The organism is Mycolicibacterium sichuanense (genome assembly GCF_033741125.1).
Classification (GTDB): domain Bacteria; phylum Actinomycetota; class Actinomycetes; order Mycobacteriales; family Mycobacteriaceae; genus Mycobacterium.
The window spans coordinates 98,708-118,145 of the sequence record NZ_JAWQPU010000007.1 but is presented as its reverse complement, the minus strand read 5'-3'; the positions used below and the strand labels follow the sequence as shown (position 1 = coordinate 118,145).

Annotated in this window: 15 protein-coding genes; 10 read left to right on the top strand and 5 right to left on the bottom strand. The window is 69.7% G+C overall.

Going from position 1 to position 19,438, the window contains the following annotated elements:
- Positions 1-23: 23 nt before the first annotated feature.
- The gene (locus tag SBI80_RS21275; protein WP_318976812.1) at positions 24-1,349 is read right to left on the bottom strand and encodes a type I glutamate--ammonia ligase; all 1,326 of its coding nucleotides are present in this window, start codon (positions 1,347-1,349) and stop codon (positions 24-26) included.
- Between the two features lie 149 nt (positions 1,350-1,498).
- On the opposite strand from SBI80_RS21275, the gene SBI80_RS21270 reads away from it, so the two are divergent.
- Entirely contained in the window at positions 1,499-2,296 is a 798-nt protein-coding gene (locus SBI80_RS21270; RefSeq protein WP_318976811.1) for a class II glutamine amidotransferase, read from the top strand.
- A 21-nt stretch (positions 2,297-2,317) separates the two neighbouring features.
- Entirely contained in the window at positions 2,318-3,178 is an 861-nt protein-coding gene (locus tag SBI80_RS21265; protein ID WP_318976810.1) for a MurR/RpiR family transcriptional regulator, read from the top strand.
- Positions 3,179-3,190: 12 nt separating this feature from the next.
- Here the strand turns inward: SBI80_RS21265 and SBI80_RS21260 are convergent, their stop codons facing one another.
- The 3 genes from SBI80_RS21260 to SBI80_RS21250 all read right to left on the bottom strand — a co-directional run bounded on the left by SBI80_RS21260 (position 3,191) and on the right by SBI80_RS21250 (position 8,117).
- The gene (locus SBI80_RS21260) at positions 3,191-4,594 is read right to left on the bottom strand and encodes a mechanosensitive ion channel domain-containing protein (RefSeq protein WP_318976809.1); all 1,404 of its coding nucleotides are present in this window, start codon (positions 4,592-4,594) and stop codon (positions 3,191-3,193) included.
- Positions 4,594-6,786, bottom strand: a complete 2,193-nt coding sequence (locus SBI80_RS21255; protein WP_413232769.1) for an adenylate/guanylate cyclase domain-containing protein — start codon at positions 6,784-6,786, stop codon at positions 4,594-4,596. The genes SBI80_RS21260 and SBI80_RS21255 overlap by 1 nt, the downstream gene beginning before the upstream one ends.
- Before the next feature lie 200 nt (positions 6,787-6,986).
- Entirely contained in the window at positions 6,987-8,117 is a 1,131-nt protein-coding gene (locus SBI80_RS21250; RefSeq protein WP_318976808.1) for an NAD(P)/FAD-dependent oxidoreductase, read from the bottom strand.
- Between the two features lie 77 nt (positions 8,118-8,194).
- Here SBI80_RS21250 and SBI80_RS21245 point away from each other — a divergent pair, with 77 nt between their 5' ends.
- Positions 8,195-9,148, top strand: a complete 954-nt coding sequence (locus SBI80_RS21245) for a DUF808 domain-containing protein (protein WP_318976807.1) — start codon at positions 8,195-8,197, stop codon at positions 9,146-9,148.
- A 7-nt stretch (positions 9,149-9,155) separates the two neighbouring features.
- On the opposite strand, the gene SBI80_RS21240 is transcribed toward SBI80_RS21245, so the two are convergent.
- Positions 9,156-10,808 (bottom strand): PucR family transcriptional regulator, encoded by a 1,653-nt coding sequence (locus tag SBI80_RS21240; protein WP_318976806.1) that lies wholly within the window; start codon positions 10,806-10,808, stop codon positions 9,156-9,158.
- Between the two features lie 107 nt (positions 10,809-10,915).
- Here SBI80_RS21240 and SBI80_RS21235 point away from each other — a divergent pair, with 107 nt between their 5' ends.
- The 7 genes from SBI80_RS21235 to SBI80_RS21205 all read left to right on the top strand — a co-directional run bounded on the left by SBI80_RS21235 (position 10,916) and on the right by SBI80_RS21205 (position 19,367).
- Positions 10,916-12,424, top strand: a complete 1,509-nt coding sequence (locus SBI80_RS21235; RefSeq protein ID WP_318976805.1) for a CoA-acylating methylmalonate-semialdehyde dehydrogenase — start codon at positions 10,916-10,918, stop codon at positions 12,422-12,424.
- 25 nt (positions 12,425-12,449) lie between these two features.
- Complete coding sequence (locus SBI80_RS21230) at positions 12,450-13,859, top strand: aspartate aminotransferase family protein (protein ID WP_318976804.1); 1,410 nt, start codon at positions 12,450-12,452, stop codon at positions 13,857-13,859.
- A 114-nt stretch (positions 13,860-13,973) separates the two neighbouring features.
- Positions 13,974-15,410 carry a Si-specific NAD(P)(+) transhydrogenase gene (sthA, locus tag SBI80_RS21225; RefSeq protein ID WP_318976803.1) on the top strand — a complete coding sequence of 479 codons (1,437 nt, stop codon included), beginning with the start codon at positions 13,974-13,976 and terminating at the stop codon, positions 15,408-15,410.
- 77 nt (positions 15,411-15,487) lie between these two features.
- A complete protein-coding gene (locus SBI80_RS21220) occupies positions 15,488-16,240 on the top strand; it encodes an alpha/beta hydrolase family protein (protein ID WP_318976802.1) in 753 nt (250 codons plus the stop codon).
- A 49-nt stretch (positions 16,241-16,289) separates the two neighbouring features.
- Positions 16,290-17,219: an NAD(P)-dependent oxidoreductase gene (locus SBI80_RS21215; RefSeq protein WP_318976801.1), complete on the top strand. Its 930-nt coding sequence runs from the start codon at positions 16,290-16,292 to the stop codon at positions 17,217-17,219.
- A complete protein-coding gene (locus tag SBI80_RS21210) occupies positions 17,216-18,151 on the top strand; it encodes an NAD(P)/FAD-dependent oxidoreductase (protein WP_318976800.1) in 936 nt (311 codons plus the stop codon). The genes SBI80_RS21215 and SBI80_RS21210 overlap by 4 nt, the downstream gene beginning before the upstream one ends.
- A 1-nt stretch (position 18,152) precedes the next feature.
- Complete coding sequence (locus SBI80_RS21205; RefSeq protein WP_318976799.1) at positions 18,153-19,367, top strand: cysteine desulfurase-like protein; 1,215 nt, start codon at positions 18,153-18,155, stop codon at positions 19,365-19,367.
- Positions 19,368-19,438 lie beyond the last annotated feature (71 nt).

Genomic DNA, 19,438 nt, shown 5'->3' with positions numbered 1-19,438 from the left:
GCGTGCGGTGCGGCGGTGGTGGGTCAGCAACTCCAGGCGAGGCGCAGCGCCTGGGTGGTCTCGGCGGGGGTCAGCGGCCCGTAGGTGGTCAGCTCGTAGCGGCGCACCGCGACGAGCGCCTCTACCACCTCCGGAGTGAGCAATTCGGCTGCGACCGTCGAGTTTTCGAGCGCCTCGATGGCCTCGCGCTGTCCGGTGGGCAGCGGCGGCGGTGGCTCCGAGGACTGCGCGGGATTCTCGGGGATCTCAGGCGGCAGGGCCAGACCATGGTCGATGCCCCGCAACGCGCTGCCGAGGAACGCCGCGGCGGCCAGGTAGGGGTTGGCGCTCGGATCGATCAGCTTGAGTTCGGCGTTGGCGCCGTAGGGGCTGCCCGGCGTGGCCGCGATGAAGCGCACCGCCGCCTCTCGGTTCTCCAGCCCCCAGCACGCCGCCGCGCCCGCCCAGTTGCCCGGCTTGAGCCGCAGCGCCGACAGTGCCGAGCCGGCGTAGACCCCGATCAGGTCGGGAAGGGTGTCGATGACGCCGGCGATCGCGGACCCGCCCGCCGGGCGGATGCCATGCGGGCCGTCGCCACCGGACAGCAGCGGCCCGGTCTCGTCAGCAAGCGACAGGTGCAGGTGTGCCCCGTTGCCCGCCGCGCCCTCGAAGGGCACCGGCGCGAACGAGATTCGCAACCCGTGGCGAGAAGCCGCCCGACTCAACACGATTCGCGCGAGGATCACCGCGTCGGCGGCCTCAACCGGCGTCGTCGGCGCCAGGGACACCTCGAGCTGGTCGTGGCCGTACTCGGTGTGGATCTGTTCGACCTGCAACCCGGCCCGTTCGGCGGTCGCCGCGAGGTCGACGAGGAATGCCGACCGGTCCAGCGACGTCCGGATCCCGTACGGGGACCAGGAACCGGTCGAGGCGGGGCTGCCGTCGGGCGCGATCATCGTGCACTCGAGCTCGGCACCCACGCGTACCTCGAGCCCGAGTTCGGCTGCTGCCCGCTCCTTCGCGGCCAGCAGCGAACGCAGGCACAGCGCAGCGGGCGCGCCCTCTTGTTCGGTCAAACTGCCCGGGGCCCAGGCGATGCCGTCGTCGATGATCCTGACCTGGTCCGGGTCGATGCGGATCCGCAGGTCTCCGGCGACGCCGATGGTTGGAGTGAAGGCGATGCCGGTGTCGACGCAGAACACGCTCCACGACGGGGACACTCCCATCCCCGAACGCTGGAAGGCGGAGAGCCGACGCAGCGGAACGTACTTGGCCCTGGTGACACCGGCGGGATCGGTGAGCGAACCAGCCACCAGCTCGACGCCCGCGGCGCGCAGTTCCTCGATGCGGTCGTCGGTCGACACCGGCATTCGTTCTCCTTCGCATGGCACGGGTTGGTCGGGACGGGCTTGTCGGACGGCAATCAGCCTGCGAGGAATCTATGTCATGAATGTTTCAGGATCTTTAAATTCGACGGTTTATGGTTGATTCATAAGATGACGGATCGGAGGATGCTTGCATGTGCCGGCTCTTGGGCGTGGTGGCCACCGGCCCGACATCGGTCGCCGACGCCGTCGGGGACGGGGTGCTGAAGGACTTCGTCGCACTGACGAAGATCCACGGCGACGGCTGGGGCGTCGCGGACGTGGACCGAATCGGCGCCACGCCCCACGTACGGGTATCCGCGGGCAGCGCGCTGGACGACGCGGACTTCGGCGCGGCCACCCACGACCTCCGGTCCGCGGCGGCCCTGGTCCACCTGCGCTGGGCCACCAACGGCCTCGCCGTGGAACCGCAGAACTCCCACCCGTTCCGCGCCGATGGGCTGGCGATGGCGCACAACGGCTCGATCAAACCGATGGCCACGCTCGACGACCTCCTCGAACCCGCCGTCGCCGCGTCCCTGCGCGGCACCACCGACAGCGAGCGGTACTTCGCCGTGATCCGGCAGCACCGCAGGACGGCGCCGAGTCTCGCCGAAGCCGTCCGCCGCGCCGTCGCCCAGCTGCGGCAGCTCTACCCCGACGCCAGCCTCAACGCCCTGCTGCTGGGTGAGGACCAGCTGATCGCGGTGCACGCCCACGCCCGCAGTCGGCTGCTCGACGAGGACATCGAGGAGATCAGCGCCACGGATCTGCCCGCCGAACACCTCGAGGACTACTTCTCGCTGCGTGTCGCTCGCCCCGCCGACGGGGTGCTGGTGATCGGGTCGACGGGATTCGGCGACCTGCCCTGGGAACCACTCCCGACCGAGTCGGTGATCGCGGTCTCGATGCGGGACCTGTCGACGACGGTGCTTCCACTCGCCCACCACTGACGTCATGCACCATTGACCCCGATGAGCGACGAGAGCGTGGCCACGCGAGCGAACGCAGCCCTGCCCACCCTGAGTCGGGCCGAGCGCCGGGTCGGGCGCGCCCTGCTCGCCGACTATCCCAGCGCCGGGCTGGCCAGCGCTGCCCGCCTCGCCGAACGCGCCGAGGTCAGCCCGCCAACCGTGCTGCGCTTCGCGCAGTCCCTCGGGTACGACGGATTCACCGATCTGCAGGTGGCCCTGCGGGCGGAGTTGACCGCGCGGTCCAGTGGCCCGATCACCCGCCTGCCGAACGCCCCCGCGAACGCCGAGGGTGGCCTGCTGGATCGGTTGCTGCACCAGGCCAGCGCGCAGAACGACAGAGCCGAACAGACCCTGGCCGAACTGCCCGTCTCCGCAGTCGAGGCGGCGGTGGCGCTGCTCGCCGACACCGGCCGGCCACTGCACCTGCACGGCGGGCGGTTCTCCCACCTGCTGGCGATGCACCTGGCCGCGCACCTCGAACAGTTACGGCCCGGGGTGCGGGTGCTGGCGGATCCCGACGGCCGCGATCTCGGCGCGATGATCGAGCTGACCCGCCGCGACGTCGTCGTGCTCTTCGACTATCACCGCTACCAGCGCAGCGCCGCCGAGCTCGCGGCGCGGGTGCACCGCGCGGGGGCGACGGTGCTGCTGATCACCGACGACCTGGCCTGCCCGGTGGCGCCGGAGGCCGAGGTGGTGCTCGCCGCCTCGAGCACCGTCGGCACCACCTACCAGAGCATGGCGGCGGGGTTCCTGCTCACCGAGCTGCTGGTGCCTCTGGTGATGGACGCGATCGGTGAACCGGCCCGCACCCGGATGGCGCTGTGGGAGGAACAGCGGCACACCGAGCTGCTGGGCTGAGGACCCCACCCGCTAGTCGGCCGCCACCGCCAGCGCCTTGCGCGCGTTGGCCCGACGCTCCTCGATGGTGCGGCCGAATTCCTGCAGCAGCAGCGGGTTTCGCTGCACCATCATCTCGACGTAACTCCGTTCGACCTGGACCACGGTGACCTCGTCGACCGCATGGGCACTGCCGATCACGGGCTGGCGGGTCAACGTGCTCTGACCGAGGAAGCCACCCTCGTCGAGCGTGGCGATCGCGATCTGGGTACCGTCGTCGGCTTCACCGGTGAGCCGCACCCGCCCGGAGACGATGAACGACATCCGGTCCGGGACCTCCCCGGCGCGCTGGATCACCTCTCCCGCACCGTAGCGCTCCAGCATGGCGTTCGGGATGAGCTCGGCCTGATCGTCCCCGGAGAGCCGCAGTGTGGGGGCTACCACCCGATGAACGGCGTCGGCGACGCGGTCGGTAGTCGAGAACTCCTCGCCTGCCTCGTTCAAGTGCAGGCCCTCGCGCCGCGAGGCGTACCAGATCCATTCCAGGAACCGCGTCTTCGCGGCACCGTCGTCGGCGGGTGAGACCAGCGGGATGGTGGTGCGGTACTCCTGGCCACCGGACGGCGCCGCCGAGACGGTGGCATCGGGGCGGCGGTGCGGCAGGTCGGCGGCCACCCGCGCCAGCATGGCGCACACCCGGTTGGGCGGATCGTCGAGTGAGAAGACCGTCGTCACGGTGAGCATGTGCTTGCTCGCGGGCCGACTGAGGTTGGTGAACGACGCCCCGGCCAGCACCGAGTTCGGAGTGATCTGCAGACCCGTGCTGGTCTCCAGATGAACTGCGCGCCAGTTGACTTCGACGACGCGACCACGTGCAGCCGGAGTCTCCAGCCAGTCCCCCAGCTGGAATGGCTGCTCGAAGAGCATCAGCAGACCCGAGATGATCTGGCCGACCGAATTCTGCAGCGTCAAGCCGATGACGATGGACGTCACACCGAGCGCGGTGAACAGACCCTTGACGTTGGCGCCCCAGATGTAGGAGAAGATCATCGCCAGGCCGATCGCGATGACCAAGAACCTTCCTACGTCGATGAAGATCGTCGGCACCCGCTTGCGCCACGTCCCCGCGGGTGCACCCTTGAACAGGGTCGCGTTGACTCCCGACAGCACCAGGATCAGCACGACGAACGCGAACAGGGTGGCGACCATGCGCACCGGGGTGGTGCCGGCGGGCACCTGCTTGGCCTCGGTCAGCAGGAGCAGCAGCGCGCCGAGCGGTAGCAGGTAGTTGCGCAGCAGCGTGACGGGCCGGACCAGGAAGCTCTCCCTCCTGACCAGCGCGTGCTGCCATTCGGTGAGTGCGACCAGCCCGACGGGCAGCCCGATGGCGATGCCCACCGCCCAGTAGAACCAGGACGAACCAAACACGTTGGCCATCAGCGATTCTCCAGACGCCAGATGGGCCGTTCGCGTCCGTCGACCACGAGGCTCCCGGCGGGGGTGAAGCTCATCGTGTCCCGCAGCGCATCGTGGACCGGATCGGTGACGTCGATGCCGGGTTGTTGCGACCCGCTCTTGACCTGGTAGGCGATGTTCACCGCGGCACCCCACATGTCGTAGACGACCGACATCCGACCGCTGAGCCCACTGCTGACCGTGCCGGTGTCGATGCCCGCACGCAACGAGAGATTGCTGCCCGTCTCGCTGTTGAAGCGGTCGATGATTCGCCGGCACTCGATCGCGAATTCGACCGTGCGACGCACGTTGTCGAGCCGGGGCACGTTCAGACCACAGCTGCCCAGGTAGCCGTTGCGGACACCGCGGATCCGCTCGATGCCGAGACTGTCTGCCGCCGCGTCGAATTGGCGCTCGATCTCGTCGACGATCTCCAGCGACCGCTCGGAGGTCAGCTCGGCCTGCAGCCGGTCCAGGCCCAGCACGTCGGCGAAGATCACCGTGACGTCCTGGTGCTCCTCGGGCGGGATCTCCTCGCCTTGGCGGTAGCGCTCGACCACCGGCTCCGGCATCAGCAGCGCCAGCAGCTGGTCGTTCTCCTTGCGCTGGGCGTTGAGGAGCTCCTCCTTGACCGTCAGGCTTCGGCTCATCTCGTTGAACGCCTTGGTGAGATCCCCTATCTCATCCCGGGTCTCGACGGGAATGCTGACGCTGTAGTCGCCCCCGCTGATCCGGCGGGCGCCGGTCTCCAACCGCCGGATCGGGCGCACGAACAACTGGGCCAGGAACACCGCGGCCACGCAGACCACGAAGATGATCCCGACGGTCGCCAGCACCATCGTCTTGGTGAACGTCGCCTCCCTCGCGAACGCCTCCGCGGTGTCGACCTTCGCGACGATGGCCCAGTGGATCTCGGAGTCGGGGATCACCACCGGGGCATAGGCCTGCAGTGTCTCGTTGCCCAGGTAGTCGGTGGTGATCAGGGTTCCCGACTCGCCGCGCTCGGCATTGGAGGTGGCCTCCGACGGGACGGGTTGCACCAGCGTGGTGCCACCAAGGCGAATGGCCCGGTCGGCGACGTCGGCAGGGGTGCCAGCCGCGACGACCTCGCGACGGTAGGCCTGCTGATCTTCGACGAAGATGCGGGAATCCGAGCGCATCAGATCGTCCGGCCCGACCAGGAAGGTCTCCCCTGTCTGACCGAGACCCGAAGCAGCCCAATGCTTGTCGAAGGTCATGAGTCGGTTGATCTTGGTCGAGGGGAACTGCAGGGCCAGCACGCCCGCGGCCCGTCCGTTGATCACCACGGGGGTGACCATCCACGCGGTGGGCACGTTCTCGGCCGGCTGGTAGATCTCGAAGTCGGTGAACCCCACGTAGTCCAGCGCATTGGACGACAAGGCCTTCTCGTAGGCGCCGCGTAGCTTGGACCCGCTGTACGGACCGGTGAGGATGTTGGTGCCGAGGTCGACGTCCTTGTACGCCGAGTAGACCACGTTCCCTGCGGTGTCCAGCAGCAGCGCGTCCTCGAACTCGAAGCGAGTGACGATCTCGCGGAAGAAGTCCTGATACTGGGCGTTGGCCGCCGACCACGCGCTGCCGTCGTGCGCGTCGTCGATCGTGACCGCAACGTCGTCGGACTTGCGTTGAGCGGTGTAGTTGGCCTGTAGATAGCGCTGCGCACCGCCGACCGGGATCAGCTGCTGGGCGTTCAGCTTGGTCCCGCTGTACTGCTCGACCTGCTTGATGAAGACGTCGTCGTAGTAGTCGGTGATCGACTGTGCCTGCGCCGGGCTGATCGGTTGGTTCTGCAGTTCGTCGAACCCGCTGGTGAATGCCGCGAGCGCATTGCGGGTGGTGGCTCCGCGGGTATAGATGATCATCGAGTTCTTCAGATCCGTCAGCTGGTCCTGAAGGGAGCGGGACTGCGACTCGCGCACCTCGGTCAGCCGGTTGAACACCGAGTCGCGCAGCGAGTTGCGGCCGGCCTGGAAGCCGATGATCCCGACGACGGTGGCCGCCACGATGGTGCACAGCACCATCATCACGACGAGCTTGGACTGGATGCTCACCTTGGCCAGCAGGCGCCGACGCTGAAATCGCCCGAATCGGTGTGGTTTTGGCGTCTCGACAGCCGTCACCTCGGCAGCATCCGGCTCAGACACTTGTAACATCGGCATCCCTTCGCCGGTCGGGTCACCGCGGCGGTCTCGGGGCGCACACTAACACCGCCTCAGCGCTCGATGCCGGGTAGCGGACGGGGTTTATCAAATCGACGCCCTAAGGAGATGCGCCGCGCGCCAGCCACATTCACCGGACGGTCACACACCCGTTTCCTGTGAGGAATCTTCGCGTCAGCTGCCCGTCACGGCGATCACGTCATGGCCCGGCGCGGCGCCAGGCGCGTCACGTCCAGCCCTCTGGCGACCAGATCCGGGGGCGCGGGCCGACCGAGCGCCAGGGCCGCCGCCAAGCGGGCCGTCGCGGGTGCCGTTTGGATTCCGTATCCGCCCTGGCCGGCCAGCCAGAAGAACCCGGGCGCCTCGGGATCGGGACCGAGGACGAAGTTGCGGTCGGCCGCGAACGTCCGCAGCCCGGCCCACGCCGAGGCCACGGTGCGTATCCCGATGGTGGTGGCGGCGTTGATCTCCTCGATCGCCCGTGCGATCTGCTCGTCGTCGGGCTTGGCATCGCTTGGCGGACAGGGCGTCTCGTCGGCCGGCGAGCACAGGAACTGCGCCCCTTCGGGATTCACGTAGAAGGCGTCGTCGACGTCACCGCAGTTCGGCAACCCGCGGCCCGCTTCGCCCAGCGGGGAGGGCACCATGAAGATGGTCCGGCGCAACGGTCGCAGGCCGACGCGGCGCACCCCGGCCGCCTCGGCCACCACGTCGGCCCACGCGCCCGCGGCGTCGACCACGATCGCGGCCCCGTGCCGCCGGCCGTCCGCGGTCGTCACCGTCCACGAGTCGCTGCCGCGCCGCATCGTACGGACCTCGGCGCTGCGCACGATCTCGGTGCCGTTGCGGCGCGCACCGCGAGCGTACCCCTGGTGCAGGGCCGCCACGTCGAGGGCCAAGGCGCGCGGCTCGTACATGCCGTTGTCGACGGCATCGGGCCGCAGCAGCGGGAAGAGTTCGCGGCACCGGTCCGCGTCGAGCAGTTCGGCGTCGCCGACCAGTGGCAGCACCGCCCGGTGCAGCTCTTCGACGCGGTGCCCGCGACCGCGCAACGCGACGAGCAATTCGGGCCGCGGGGTCGTCAGCGGCGAGCCGAAGCCCTCCGGCGGGTCCTCGAAGAAGGCCCGACTAGCCGTCGTCAACGCTCGAATCTGTTCTCCACCATAGGTTTCCAGGAAGACAGCAGCCGACCGTCCGGTGGTGTGATAGGCCAGCGTCGGCTCCATCTCCAGCAGCGTGACGCGGACCGACGCGGACAATTCGTAGGCGATCGACACCCCGGCGATGCCACCTCCGACGACGATGACGTCTGCGGTGCCGTCCATCTCGACGACGCTATTGGCGGCCGGGCGATCCGTCCAGCTGGCCGTATCCTGTGAGCCATGACGTACGAGGGACACAGGTGAGCGCCGGGCTGTTCGGACTCCTCGACGACGTGGCGGCGCTGGCGCGGCTGGCGGCCGCCTCCGTCGACGACATCGGTGCTGCGGCGGGCCGGGCCACCGCGAAGGCGGCCGGGGTCGTCATCGACGACACCGCGGTGACGCCCCAGTACGTACACGGCATCGCCGCCGCCCGCGAGCTGCCGATGATCAAGCGGATCGCGATCGGGTCGCTGCGCAACAAGCTGGTGTTCATCCTGCCCGCCGCACTGCTGCTGAGTCAGTTCGTGCCGTGGCTGCTGACCCCGATCCTCATGCTCGGCGCCACCTACCTCTGCTTCGAGGGTGCCGAGAAGGTGTGGGCCCGGTTCGGCGCGCACGGGCACGACGGCCAGGGCGGGCACGGCGCGCCGACAGCCGCCGTCGGCGAGGACGCCGAACGCCAGATGACCTCCAGCGCGATCCGCACCGACTTCATCCTCTCCGCCGAGATCATGGTCATCGCGCTCAACGAGGTGGCCGACCAGGCCTTCCTGCCGCGGCTGGCCATCCTGGTCGTCGTGGCGCTCGTCATCACCGCCGGGGTCTACGGGGTGGTGGCCCTCATCGTGAAGATGGACGACATCGGGCTCAGCCTGGCGCAGCGATCGTCGCGGGCCGCCCAGAGGATCGGCCGCGGGCTAGTGGCGGGCATGCCGAAGGTGCTCAGCACGCTCTCGGCCGTCGGCACCGTCGCGATGCTCTGGGTCGGCGGCCACATCCTGCTGGTCGGCACCGATACCCTGGGCTGGCACTGGCCGTACGGCGTCGTGCATCACCTCGAGGACGGCGTGCACCACGCCACCGGCGCCGCCGGGGGCGTGCTGGGCTGGTTGGTCAACACCGGCATCTCGGCGGTGATCGGCCTGCTGGTCGGGTCGCTGGTGGTCGCCGTCGTACACGTCCTGCCCTTCGGCAAGAAGGCCGTCGCCTAGCCGAGGCTCAGCGCCGCGCCAGCACCATCATCGCGACGTGCAGCGAGGTCCTCGACTCGGCGTCGTCGAGGTCGACGCCGAGTAGACGCTCAAGCGCGGCCAGCCGCGCGTACAGCGTGGGGCGCGAGACGTGCAGCCGCTTGGCCAGTTCGGCCTTGTTGCCACCGACGTCGAGGAAGCCCGCGAGCAGATCGAACGTCTCGTCGCCGAACTTGGCCCGGCGCTCCAGCAGCCCGCGCAGTTCGGTCTCGGCGAAGGCCTGAACTCGCGGGTCGGCGCGAATGAGCCCGATGAGGCCGCGCAGCCGCACGTCGGCGGCGCGGTAGAACGGCCGGTCACCCACCGCGGGCGACGCGTTCTCGGCCATCGTCAGCGCCACCTCGGCGACGTGCCCGGATTCGGCAAGCCCACCCGCTGCGTCCACCAGCCGGCTCGACTCCGGACCGATGCCGATCACGCACTGTGACACCCCGTCGACGTGCAGCACCGCACGCCGCACCGCCACCGCGACCTCGGCAAGGACGCGCTCGTCGTCGGGCGCCGACCCGCCGATCGCCATGGTCCGCGACTGCGGCGCCAGCAGCAGGTCGATCTGACCGTCGTCGCGGCTCGCCGTCAGCACGCTGTGCCCCCCGGCGCGGATGGCGTGGACCAGTGCGTCGAGCGTGCGACTGCGCCGCTGCTGGATCAGCAGCTGGTTGGTGGTGACGGTCTCCCGCAGCCGCGCCGTCATCGGGACGTAGGCCAACGCGGGGCGCAGCCCGAGAGCGTGGGCCCGCGCGGTGGCCTCACCCTCGTCGCGGATGCGGCCGCGGAGCAGGTCGTCGACGAGACCACTCTGCGCACGCATCTCCAGCGACGTCCGGTCCTGCTCGACCATCCGGTGCAGGGCCAGCGCCTGCGCGGCGCGTTCGAGGGTGGTGACGGTGCGGTCGTCGGCCTCGCCGTCGCGGCTGCGGCCCCGTGGCGCGACGAGGCGACCCCAGACGTGACGGTGCGGTCCGACGGGCCGGGCGACCCAGGTGCCCTGGCCCGTGGTCGGAGTCAGCCGCGATCGGCGCTCCCAGTCGGCGAGCAGCTCGGTGGACGGCACGTCACGCCCGACGAAGGCCAGTACCTGGCGGTTCAGGTCCTCGAGCACGATCGGCGTGTCGAGCATGTCGGCGGCCGCCGCGACGATGTCGTCGACCGAGGCGCGCCGCATGCTGAGGTTGGTGAACGCCTCGTGCACCCGCCGGGCGTAGTCCACCGCGGCATACTGCTCGGCGACGATCCGCCGGTGCACCTCCTCGGTGACCTCGACGAAGCGGACCGGGTGGTGCAGGACGACGACGGGCAGATCCAACCGGGAACCGACCGCGCGGACCGACGGCGGCACCTCCTCGACATGGGTACCCAGCTCGACGACCACCGCGACGGCCCCCGCTCTGGCCAATTGCGGCAGGTACCCGTCGCGACGCTCGGCGTCGGCCAGCGCCTGGCCGGTGGTGAGCACCATCTCGCCGCCCTCGAGCAGGTTGGACAAGTCGGGCAGGTCGCTGACGTGGACCCAGCGCACGGGACGGTCCAGCGCCTCGGCGTGCTCGGCCCCGCAGACGATCTCCGGTCGGCCCGCCTGAAGCACCGGCAACGCGAGGATCTCCCGCACCGTAGGCAGCATTGACAGAGCGTAAGACAATCGGTGCCATTCGTTACACACCGTCGGGGCTCGCGGCGATCGGCGCGGTCGAGAATCGACGGGACGACACCCTTCAGATTGGACCTCCCGTGACAGTCAGCACCCGCGTCCGCACCATCTCGCACTGGGCCGACGGCAAGAGCTTCGCCGGTTCCAGCGACCGCACCGCACCGGTGACCAACCCGGCGACCGGTCAGATCACCGGTGAGGTCGCCCTCGCCGACGTCGCCGACGCGCGTGCGGTGATCGACGCCGCCGCGGCGGCCTTCCCCGCGTGGCGGGACGCCTCGCTGGCCAAGCGAACGGCCGTCCTGTTCGCGTTCCGGGAACTGCTCAACGCCCGCAAGCACGAGCTGGCCCAGATCATCACCAGCGAGCACGGCAAGGTCGTCTCCGACGCGCTCGGCGAGGTCAGCCGCGGCCAGGAGGTCGTCGAATTCGCTTGCGGCATAGCCCATCTGCTCAAGGGCGGGATGACCGAGAACGCCTCGACCAACGTCGACGTCGCCTCGATCCGCCAGCCGCTCGGCGTGGTCGGCATCATCAGCCCCTTCAACTTCCCGGCCATGGTGCCGATGTGGTTCTTCCCCATCGCGATCGCCGCGGGCAACACCGTCGTACTCAAGCCCAGCGAGAAGGACCCGTCCGCCGCGCTCTGGATCGCCGAACTGTGGGCCGAGGCCGGTCTGCCCGCCGGGGTGTTCAACGTGCTGCAGGGCGACAAGGTCGCCGTCGACGAACTGCTGACCAACAAGACCGTCAAGGCGATCAGCTTCGTCGGCTCCACCCCGATCGCGGAGTACGTCTACGCCACCGGCACGCTGCACGGCAAGCGCGTGCAGGCCCTCGGCGGAGCCAAGAACCACGCCATCGTGCTGCCCGACGCCGATCTGGACCTGGCCGCCGACGCGATGATCAACGCCGGCTTCGGTTCCGCGGGCGAGCGCTGCATGGCGATCTCGGCCTGTGTCGCGGTGGGGCCGATCGCCGACGAGCTGGTGGCCAAGATCGCCGACCGGGCCAAGGGCCTCAAGACCGGTGACGGCACCCGCGACGCCGACATGGGCCCGCTGGTGACCAAGGCGCACCGCGACCGGGTCGCGTCCTACGTCGACGCCGGCGAGGCCGACGGCGCCACCATCGTGGTCGACGGACGTGGCGTCAGCGTGGACGGCGAGTCCGACGGCTTCTGGCTGGGCCCGACGCTGATCGACAACGTGACCACCGAGATGAGCGTCTACACCGACGAGATCTTCGGCCCGGTGCTCTCGGTCGTGCGGGTGAACTCCTACGACGAGGCGCTGGCCCTGATCAACGCCAACCCCTACGGCAACGGCACCGCCATCTTCACCAACGACGGCGGCGCCGCGCGGCGGTTCCAGAACGAGGTCGAGGTCGGCATGGTCGGGGTCAACGTGCCGATCCCCGTCCCGACCGCCTACTACAGCTTCGGCGGCTGGAAGAGCTCGCTGTTCGGCGACACCCACGCACACGGCACCGAGGGCGTGCACTTCTTCACCCGCGGCAAGGTGGTCACCACCCGCTGGCTCGACCCGAGCCACGGCGGCATCAACCTCGGCTTCCCGCAGAACGACTGACAGGCACACGAGGAAGACTGAGGACATGACGACCTTCGACACCACCGACTCCCCGTCGCTGCGCTCGCCCCAGGACCTGCCCAGCGGGCAGGACCTCGCCACCGCCAAGGCCGAGGGCGCGCGCGCCTACGAGCTCGACCGCAAGCACGTGTTCCACTCCTGGTCGGCACAGGCACAGATCAAGCCGATGACGATCGTGGCCGCCGACGGCCAGTACGTCTGGGACGGCGAGGGCAACAAGCTGCTCGACTTCTCCGGGCAGCTGGTCTTCACCAACATCGGCCACCAACACCCGAAGGTCGTCGAGGCCATCGCCGCGCAGGCCGCCAAGCTGTGCACGATCGCACCGCAGCACGTCAACGCGGCGCGCTCGGAGGCGGCCCGGTTGATCGCCGAGCGCACTCCCGGTGATCTGAACAAGGTGTTCTTCACCAACGGTGGCGCCGACGCCGTCGAGCACGCCGTCCGGATGGCGCGCCTGCACACCGGTCGCTACAAGGTGTTGTCGCGCTACCGGTCCTACCACGGTGGCACCGACACGGCGATCAACCTGACCGGTGACCCGCGCCGCTACCCCAACGACTACGCCAGCGCCGGCGTCGTGCACTTCAACGGCCCGTTCCTGTACCGCTCGTCGTTCCACGCGGAGAACGAGCAGCAGGAGACCGAGCGCGCGCTGGAGTACCTGGAGCGCCTGATCCAGCACGAGGGGCCGTCGTCGTTCGCGGCGATCATCCTCGAGTCGGTCCCCGGCACCGCGGGCATCATGGTGCCCCCGCCCGGATACATGGCCGGCGTCAGGGAGATCTGCGACAAGTACGGCATGGTGTTCATCGCCGACGAGGTGATGGCCGGCTTCGGGCGGACCGGAAAGTGGTTCGCGATCCAGAACTTCGACGTCGTGCCGGACCTGATCACGTTCGCCAAGGGCGTCACCTCCGGGTACGTCCCGATGGGCGGTGTGGCGATCAACGCGAAGATCGCCGCGACGTTCGACGACCGGGCCTACCCCGGTGGTCTGACCTACTCCGGCCATCCGCTGGCCGCCGCGGCCGCCGTCGCGACGATCAACGCGATGGAGGACGAGGGCATGGTGGACAACGCCGCGCGGATCGGTTCCGAGGTGCTCGGCCCCGGCCTCGCCGAGCTCGCCGCCAAGCACCCGTCGGTCGGCGAGGTGCGCGGTCTCGGTGTCTTCCATGCCATCGAGCTGGTCAAGAACCCCAAGACCAGGGAGCCGTTGGCGCCCTACGGCGGATCCAGCCCGGCGATGAACGAGGTGATCGCCGCGTGCAAGTCCGGGGGGCTGCTGCCGTTCGCCAACTTCAACCGCATCCACGCGGTGCCCGCATGCAACATCACCGATGCCGAGGTCGCCGAGGGGCTCGAGATCCTCGACGCGGCGCTGACGGTGGCCGACGGGCACGTCGTCTGACCTGAGGCTGCGCGCCGACACTACGGTTGCCGCCGGAATCGAGCCGATTCCGCGCAGCGACCGTAGTGTTGGCGTGCGCTACTAGCTGCCTGCCGATGTGGGTATGCGCCCCCCATGGCGACTGAGACTGAGTACGACCTGATCGTGATCGGTTCTGGGCCCGGGGGTCAGAAGGCCGCGCTGGCTGCCGCCAAGCTCGGCAAGCGGGTGGCCGTCGTCGAGCACGGCCACATGCTGGGCGGCGTCTGCGTCAACACCGGAACCATTCCCTCCAAGACGCTGCGCGAGGCGGTGCTGTACCTGACCGGGATGAACCAGCGCGAGCTGTACGGGGCGAGCTATCGCGTGAAGGAGAAGATCACCCCGGCCGATCTGCAGGAGCGCACCGCGCACGTGATCCGCCGCGAGATCGACGTCATCCGCGACCAGCTCGTCCGCAACCGCGTCGACCTGTTCATCGGTCACGGCAGCTTCGTCGACGCCAACACCGTGACCATCGAAGGGCAGGACGACGCCGAACACCGAACGCTGACAGGGCAATTCGTCGTCATCGCCACCGGTACCACGCCGCGCCGGCCCGACGGCGTCGACTTCGACGCCGAACGCGTGCTGGACTCCGACGAAGTCGTCAGCCTGGACTTCATCCCCACCTCGATGGTCGTCGTCGGGGCCGGGGTGATCGGCATCGAGTACGCCTCGATCTTCGCCGCGCTCGGCACCACCGTGACGGTGGTGGAGAAGCGCGACACCATGCTCGACTTCTGTGATCCAGAAGTGGTGGAGGCATTGCGATTCCATCTGCGCGACTCCGCCGTCACGTTCCGGTTCGGCGAGGAGGTGACCGACGTCGACGTCTCCGAGCACGGCACGTTGACCACGCTGGCCAGCGGCAAGCAGATCGCGGCCGAAGCCGTCATGTACTCGGCGGGGCGGACCGGACGCACCGCCTCGCTCGATCTCGCCGCCGCCGGCCTCGAGCCCGACGCCCGCGGGCTCATCGAGGTCGACGACCACTTCCGCACCAAGGTCGAGCACATCTTCGGCGTCGGCGACGTGATCGGCTTTCCCGCCCTGGCCGCGACGTCGATGGATCAGGGTCGGCTCGCCGCCTATCACGCGTTCGGCGAGCCGGCCAGTGACATGACCGATCTGCAGCCCATCGGCATCTACACGATCCCGGAGGTGTCGTTCGTCGGGGCCACCGAGTCCGAGCTGACCCGCGAGTCCATCCCGTACGAGTTCGGAATCTCGCGCTACCGGGAGCTGGCCCGCGGACAGATCGCCGGTGACTCCTACGGCATGCTGAAGCTGCTCGTCTCGACCGAGGACCGCACGTTGCTCGGTGTCCACATCTTCGGCACCGCCGCAACGGAACTCGTCCACATCGGCCAGGCCGTGATGGGTTGCGGTGGCACGGTCGACTATCTGGTCGACGCGGTGTTCAACTATCCGACCTTCGCCGAGGCCTACAAGGTGGCCGCGCTCGACGTGATGAACAAGATCCGCGCGGTCAGCACGTTCAACGACGCACGGCAGGAGGCGGCGGACTGATCGCCGGCCGGGTGGCATCCATCTCAGTCACGGTCCTCGTCGGTCCTTGGCACCGGCGCCGGTGAAAGGATGCCCTGGTGGCAGAGCACGTCAGCTTCCCCAGCACCAGCGGCCCCCTCCTGCGCGGGATCGTCGACCTCCCCACCGGTGAACCGCGGGGGTGGGGCGTCTTCGCCCATGGATTCACCCTCGGCAAGGACTGCCCCGCCGCCAGCCGGATGTGCAAGCAGCTGGCCAGCGAGGGCATCGGCATGCTGCGCTTCGACAACCTCGGCCTCGGCGGCTCGGAGGGCGACTGGGGGGACGGCTCCTTCTCGCACAAGGTCGCCGATACCGTCCGCGCCGTGGAGTTCATGAACGACTCCGGTCGTGAAGTCCGGCTCCTCGTCGGACACTCCTTCGGCGGGGCCGCGGCGATCGCCGGCGCCCACGAGTGTCCGACGGTCGCGGCGGTGGCCAGCGTCGGCGCGCCGTACGAGCCCGCCCACGTCGAGCACACCTACGACGCCCTGATCCACCGCATCGAGGCCGAGGGCGAGGCCCAGTTCCTGGTGGGCGGCAAGGCACTGACGCTCAAGCGGCACTTCATCGACGACGTGCGCAACGCCGATCTGCGCGAGCGGATCCGGACCCTGCGCCGGGCCCTGCTGGTGATGCACTCCCCGACCGACAACACCGTCGGCATCCAGAATGCCAGCGACATCTTCCGCACCGCGCGGCATCCGCGCAGCTTCGTCTCGCTCGAGGGCGCCGACCATCTGCTCACCGGCAAGAACCAGGCGGCCAGGGCGGCCCGCATCATCAGCGCCTGGGCCGACCCCTACCTGTAGCCGGGCTCCGATTCGACGCGATGCCGCCGACGTGTTTAGCGTTGAGCGGGTGACACCTCGGGACGCGCCGCGATTGAAGGTCCTCTACCCCGACGATCTCGGCCTTCGGGTACCGGCGGATGCGCCCGACCTCGACCTGGTCCCGTACTCCCCCGAACGACCGTGGCCAAGCGAGCATCTGGACGCAGCTGTCGTCGTGGTCGGCTTCGAGAACGCCGAGGCGATCGGGGCGCGCTTCGGCGAGCTGCCCGAGCTGCGCCTGGTGCAGACGCTCAATGCCGGCTACGAACAGTGGCTGCCGCATCTGCCCGACGGCGTCGTGCTCTCCAACGGCCGTGGGGCACATGGCGGTTCGTCGGCCGAGTGGGTGGTGGCCGCGCTCCTGGCCATCTACCGGGAGCTCGCTTCGTTCCGCGAACGACAGGCTGCGGGGGTGTGGCGACCGCGGGACACCGAGACGCTGATCGGCAAGCGGATCGTCATCCTCGGCGCCGGGGACCTGGCCGCCAACCTCGCCGCCCGGCTCGCTCCGTTCGAGACCGAGGTGACCCTGGTCGGACGACACGCCAGACCCGGGGTGATCGCCCTCGACGACGTCGGCGAGGTGCTGCCGTCCGCGGACGCGGTGGTCGCCATGCTTCCGGGCACCGAGGCCACCCACCACCTGATCGACGCCGCGTTCCTGAGCCGGTTGCGCGACGGGGCGGTGGTCGTCAACGTTGGCAGGGGTGGCGCCGTCGACACCGATGCCCTGCTGGCGGAGCTGACGGCCGGCCGGTTGCGCGCCGCCCTCGACGTCACCGAGCCAGAGCCGCTGCCGGCGGGGCACCCGCTGTGGTCGGCGCCCGGCCTGCTGCTGACCCCGCACGTGGCTGGCAGCACCGAAGGCGCCTGGGACCGGGCCTGGCGCATCGCGCTGCACCAGATCGACGTCTTCGCCGGCGGTGGCCGGCCCCCGAACCAGGTGGCCGGGCCGTGAGCGCGGTGCCGCGGGTCGCCGTCGTCGGCGCCGGCCTGTCGGGCGCGGCGTGCGCACGAGCCCTGCGCGATGGCGGCGTGCAGGTCGAGGTGTTCGACCAGGGCCGGGCGCCCGGAGGCCGGATGGCGTCTCCGACGATGCACGGCCGGCGCGTCGACATCGGGGCGGCGTACTTCACCGTCAGCGAGCCTGCCTTCGCGTCCGTCGTCGAGCAGTGGGCGGCCCGTGGCTTGATCCGCGACTGGACCGACACCCTCGACGCCTTCTCGGCCGCCGGGCACCGGCTCAGTTCGGGTCCCATGCGCCACGCCGCACCCGACGGCCTGCGCTCGCTGGTCCAGGCCAGCCTGCCCGACGACGTCCGGTCCGGTCGGGTGGTCGGTGCCCTCGACGAGCTGGACCACGACGCGGTGGTGCTGGCGATGCCCGATCCTCAGGCCGCCCGGCTGGCCCCGTACGCCGCCGATTGGGTGACCTACGAACCCGTCGTCACGGTGATCGCGGGCTGGGACCGCCGATGCTGGCCGATGACCCACGCCGCGTTCGTCAACGACGACCCCGACATCACCATGGTCGCCGACGACGGATCGCGCCGCGGCGATGGGGCCGCGGTGCTCGTCACCCACACGACGGCCCGACTGGCCGGTGCTCATTTGCAGACACCGCTTGATGCGATCGCCCCCGTACTGGCCGCCCTCGCCCGCGTCATCGACGTGACGGCGGACCCGCAGTGGTCACTGGCCCACCGCTGGACCTACGCCAAACCCGTTGGTACGCACGGCAACAAGCCGTTCGCGCTGGTGGATGGCGGAGGCAGGCCCGTGGGCCTGTGCGGAGATTCGTGGTGTCCGTCCGGTTCGCCCCGCATCGAGTCGGCCTGGTTGTCCGGCCACCGGCTGGGCACCGCGCTCGCCGCCCGGTTGGAATCGTGAGGTGGCAGAGGTGACCGGTGAGTACGACGTCGAGGCCGTGCGGCGCTGCTTCCCCGCGCTCGAGGACGGCACCGCGTTCTTCGACGGGCCCGGCGGATCGCAGACCCCGACCGCCGTCGCCGACGCGATCCGCGACGCCATGCTTCACCCACTGTCCAACCGCGGCACGACGACCGCCGCGGCGCGCAATGCCGAGGACGTCGTCGGGCGATGCCGGCACGCGCTGGCCGATCTGCTCGGTGCAGGCCCCGACGAGGTGATCTTCGGGCGGAGCATGACCGCGCTGACGTTCGACCTGTCGCGCACGCTGGCGACGCGGTGGCGCCCCGGTGACGAGGTCGTCGTGACCCGGCTCGACCACGACGCCAACATCCGGCCGTGGGTGATCGCCGCCGAGGCGGTGGGCGCGGTGGTCCGCTGGGTCGACTTCGACCCGGAGACCGGCGAGTTGCCGGTGGCGCGGGTCGAGGCGCAGCTGAGCCCTCGTACCCGGGTCGTCGCGGTGACCGCGGCGTCGAACCTGATCGGCACCATGCCCGACGTCGCCGCGATCGCCGAGCGGGTCCACGCCGCAGGGGCGCTGCTGTACGTCGACGGCGTGCATTACACCGCGCACGAGGTGGTCGACGTGCGGGCGCTCGGGGCGGACTTCTTCGCCTGCTCGCCCTACAAGTTCCTCGGCCCGCACTGCGGCGTCGTCGCTGGGCGGCGCGCCGTTCTCGCCGAGTTGCGACCCGCGAAGCTCCTGCCCTCCACCGACGAGGTGCCCGAACGCTTCGAGCTCGGCACGCTGCCCTACGAGCTGATGGCCGGTGTCACCGCGACCATCGAATTCCTCTCCGACCTAACGGATCTCACCGGTTCCCGGCGCGAGCGCCTGGTGGCGGGCATGCACGCACTGCAGCGGCACGAGGACGCGCTGCGCACGCGCATCGAGGCTGGGCTGGCCCGGTTGCCCGGCGTGGAAGTGCACTCCAGGGCGGCGCGGCGGACCCCCACACTGCTGCTGACCTTCGACGGGCATCCCGCCGCGCAGATCGCCATCGCGCTGGCAGGGCGGGGAATGAACGCCCCCGCCGGATCGTTCTACGCGCTCGAAGCGTCTCGGCGGCTCGGCCTCGGCGATGAGGGCGGGTTGCGTGTCGGGTTGGCGCCCTACAACACCGACGACGACGTCGACCGGCTTCTGGATGCATTTGCCGAGCTGCTGAGCTGACGCCAGTTGCATAGTTCTGCCTATGTACTGGATCGGCCGCAGCGCACGACTCATACTTTCATGCAGTTGAC

Bases quoted from the DNA above. Each gene is read 5' to 3' on its own strand.
- SBI80_RS21230 (WP_318976804.1), top strand. From the start codon at position 12,450: ATGACGACCTTCGACACCACCGACTCCCCGTCGCTGCGCTCGCCCCAG.
- SBI80_RS21250 (WP_318976808.1), bottom strand. From the start codon at position 8,117: ATGGACGGCACCGCAGACGTCATCGTCGTCGGAGGTGGCATCGCCGGG.
- sthA (WP_318976803.1), top strand. From the start codon at position 13,974: ATGGCGACTGAGACTGAGTACGACCTGATCGTGATCGGTTCTGGGCCC.
- SBI80_RS21275 (WP_318976812.1), bottom strand. From the start codon at position 1,349: ATGCCGGTGTCGACCGACGACCGCATCGAGGAACTGCGCGCCGCGGGC.
- SBI80_RS21240 (WP_318976806.1), bottom strand. From the start codon at position 10,808: ATGCTGCCTACGGTGCGGGAGATCCTCGCGTTGCCGGTGCTTCAGGCG.
- SBI80_RS21270 (WP_318976811.1), top strand. From the start codon at position 1,499: ATGTGCCGGCTCTTGGGCGTGGTGGCCACCGGCCCGACATCGGTCGCC.
- SBI80_RS21265 (WP_318976810.1), top strand. From the start codon at position 2,318: ATGAGCGACGAGAGCGTGGCCACGCGAGCGAACGCAGCCCTGCCCACC.
- SBI80_RS21255 (WP_413232769.1), bottom strand. From the start codon at position 6,786: ATGTTACAAGTGTCTGAGCCGGATGCTGCCGAGGTGACGGCTGTCGAG.
- SBI80_RS21260 (WP_318976809.1), bottom strand. From the start codon at position 4,594: ATGGCCAACGTGTTTGGTTCGTCCTGGTTCTACTGGGCGGTGGGCATC.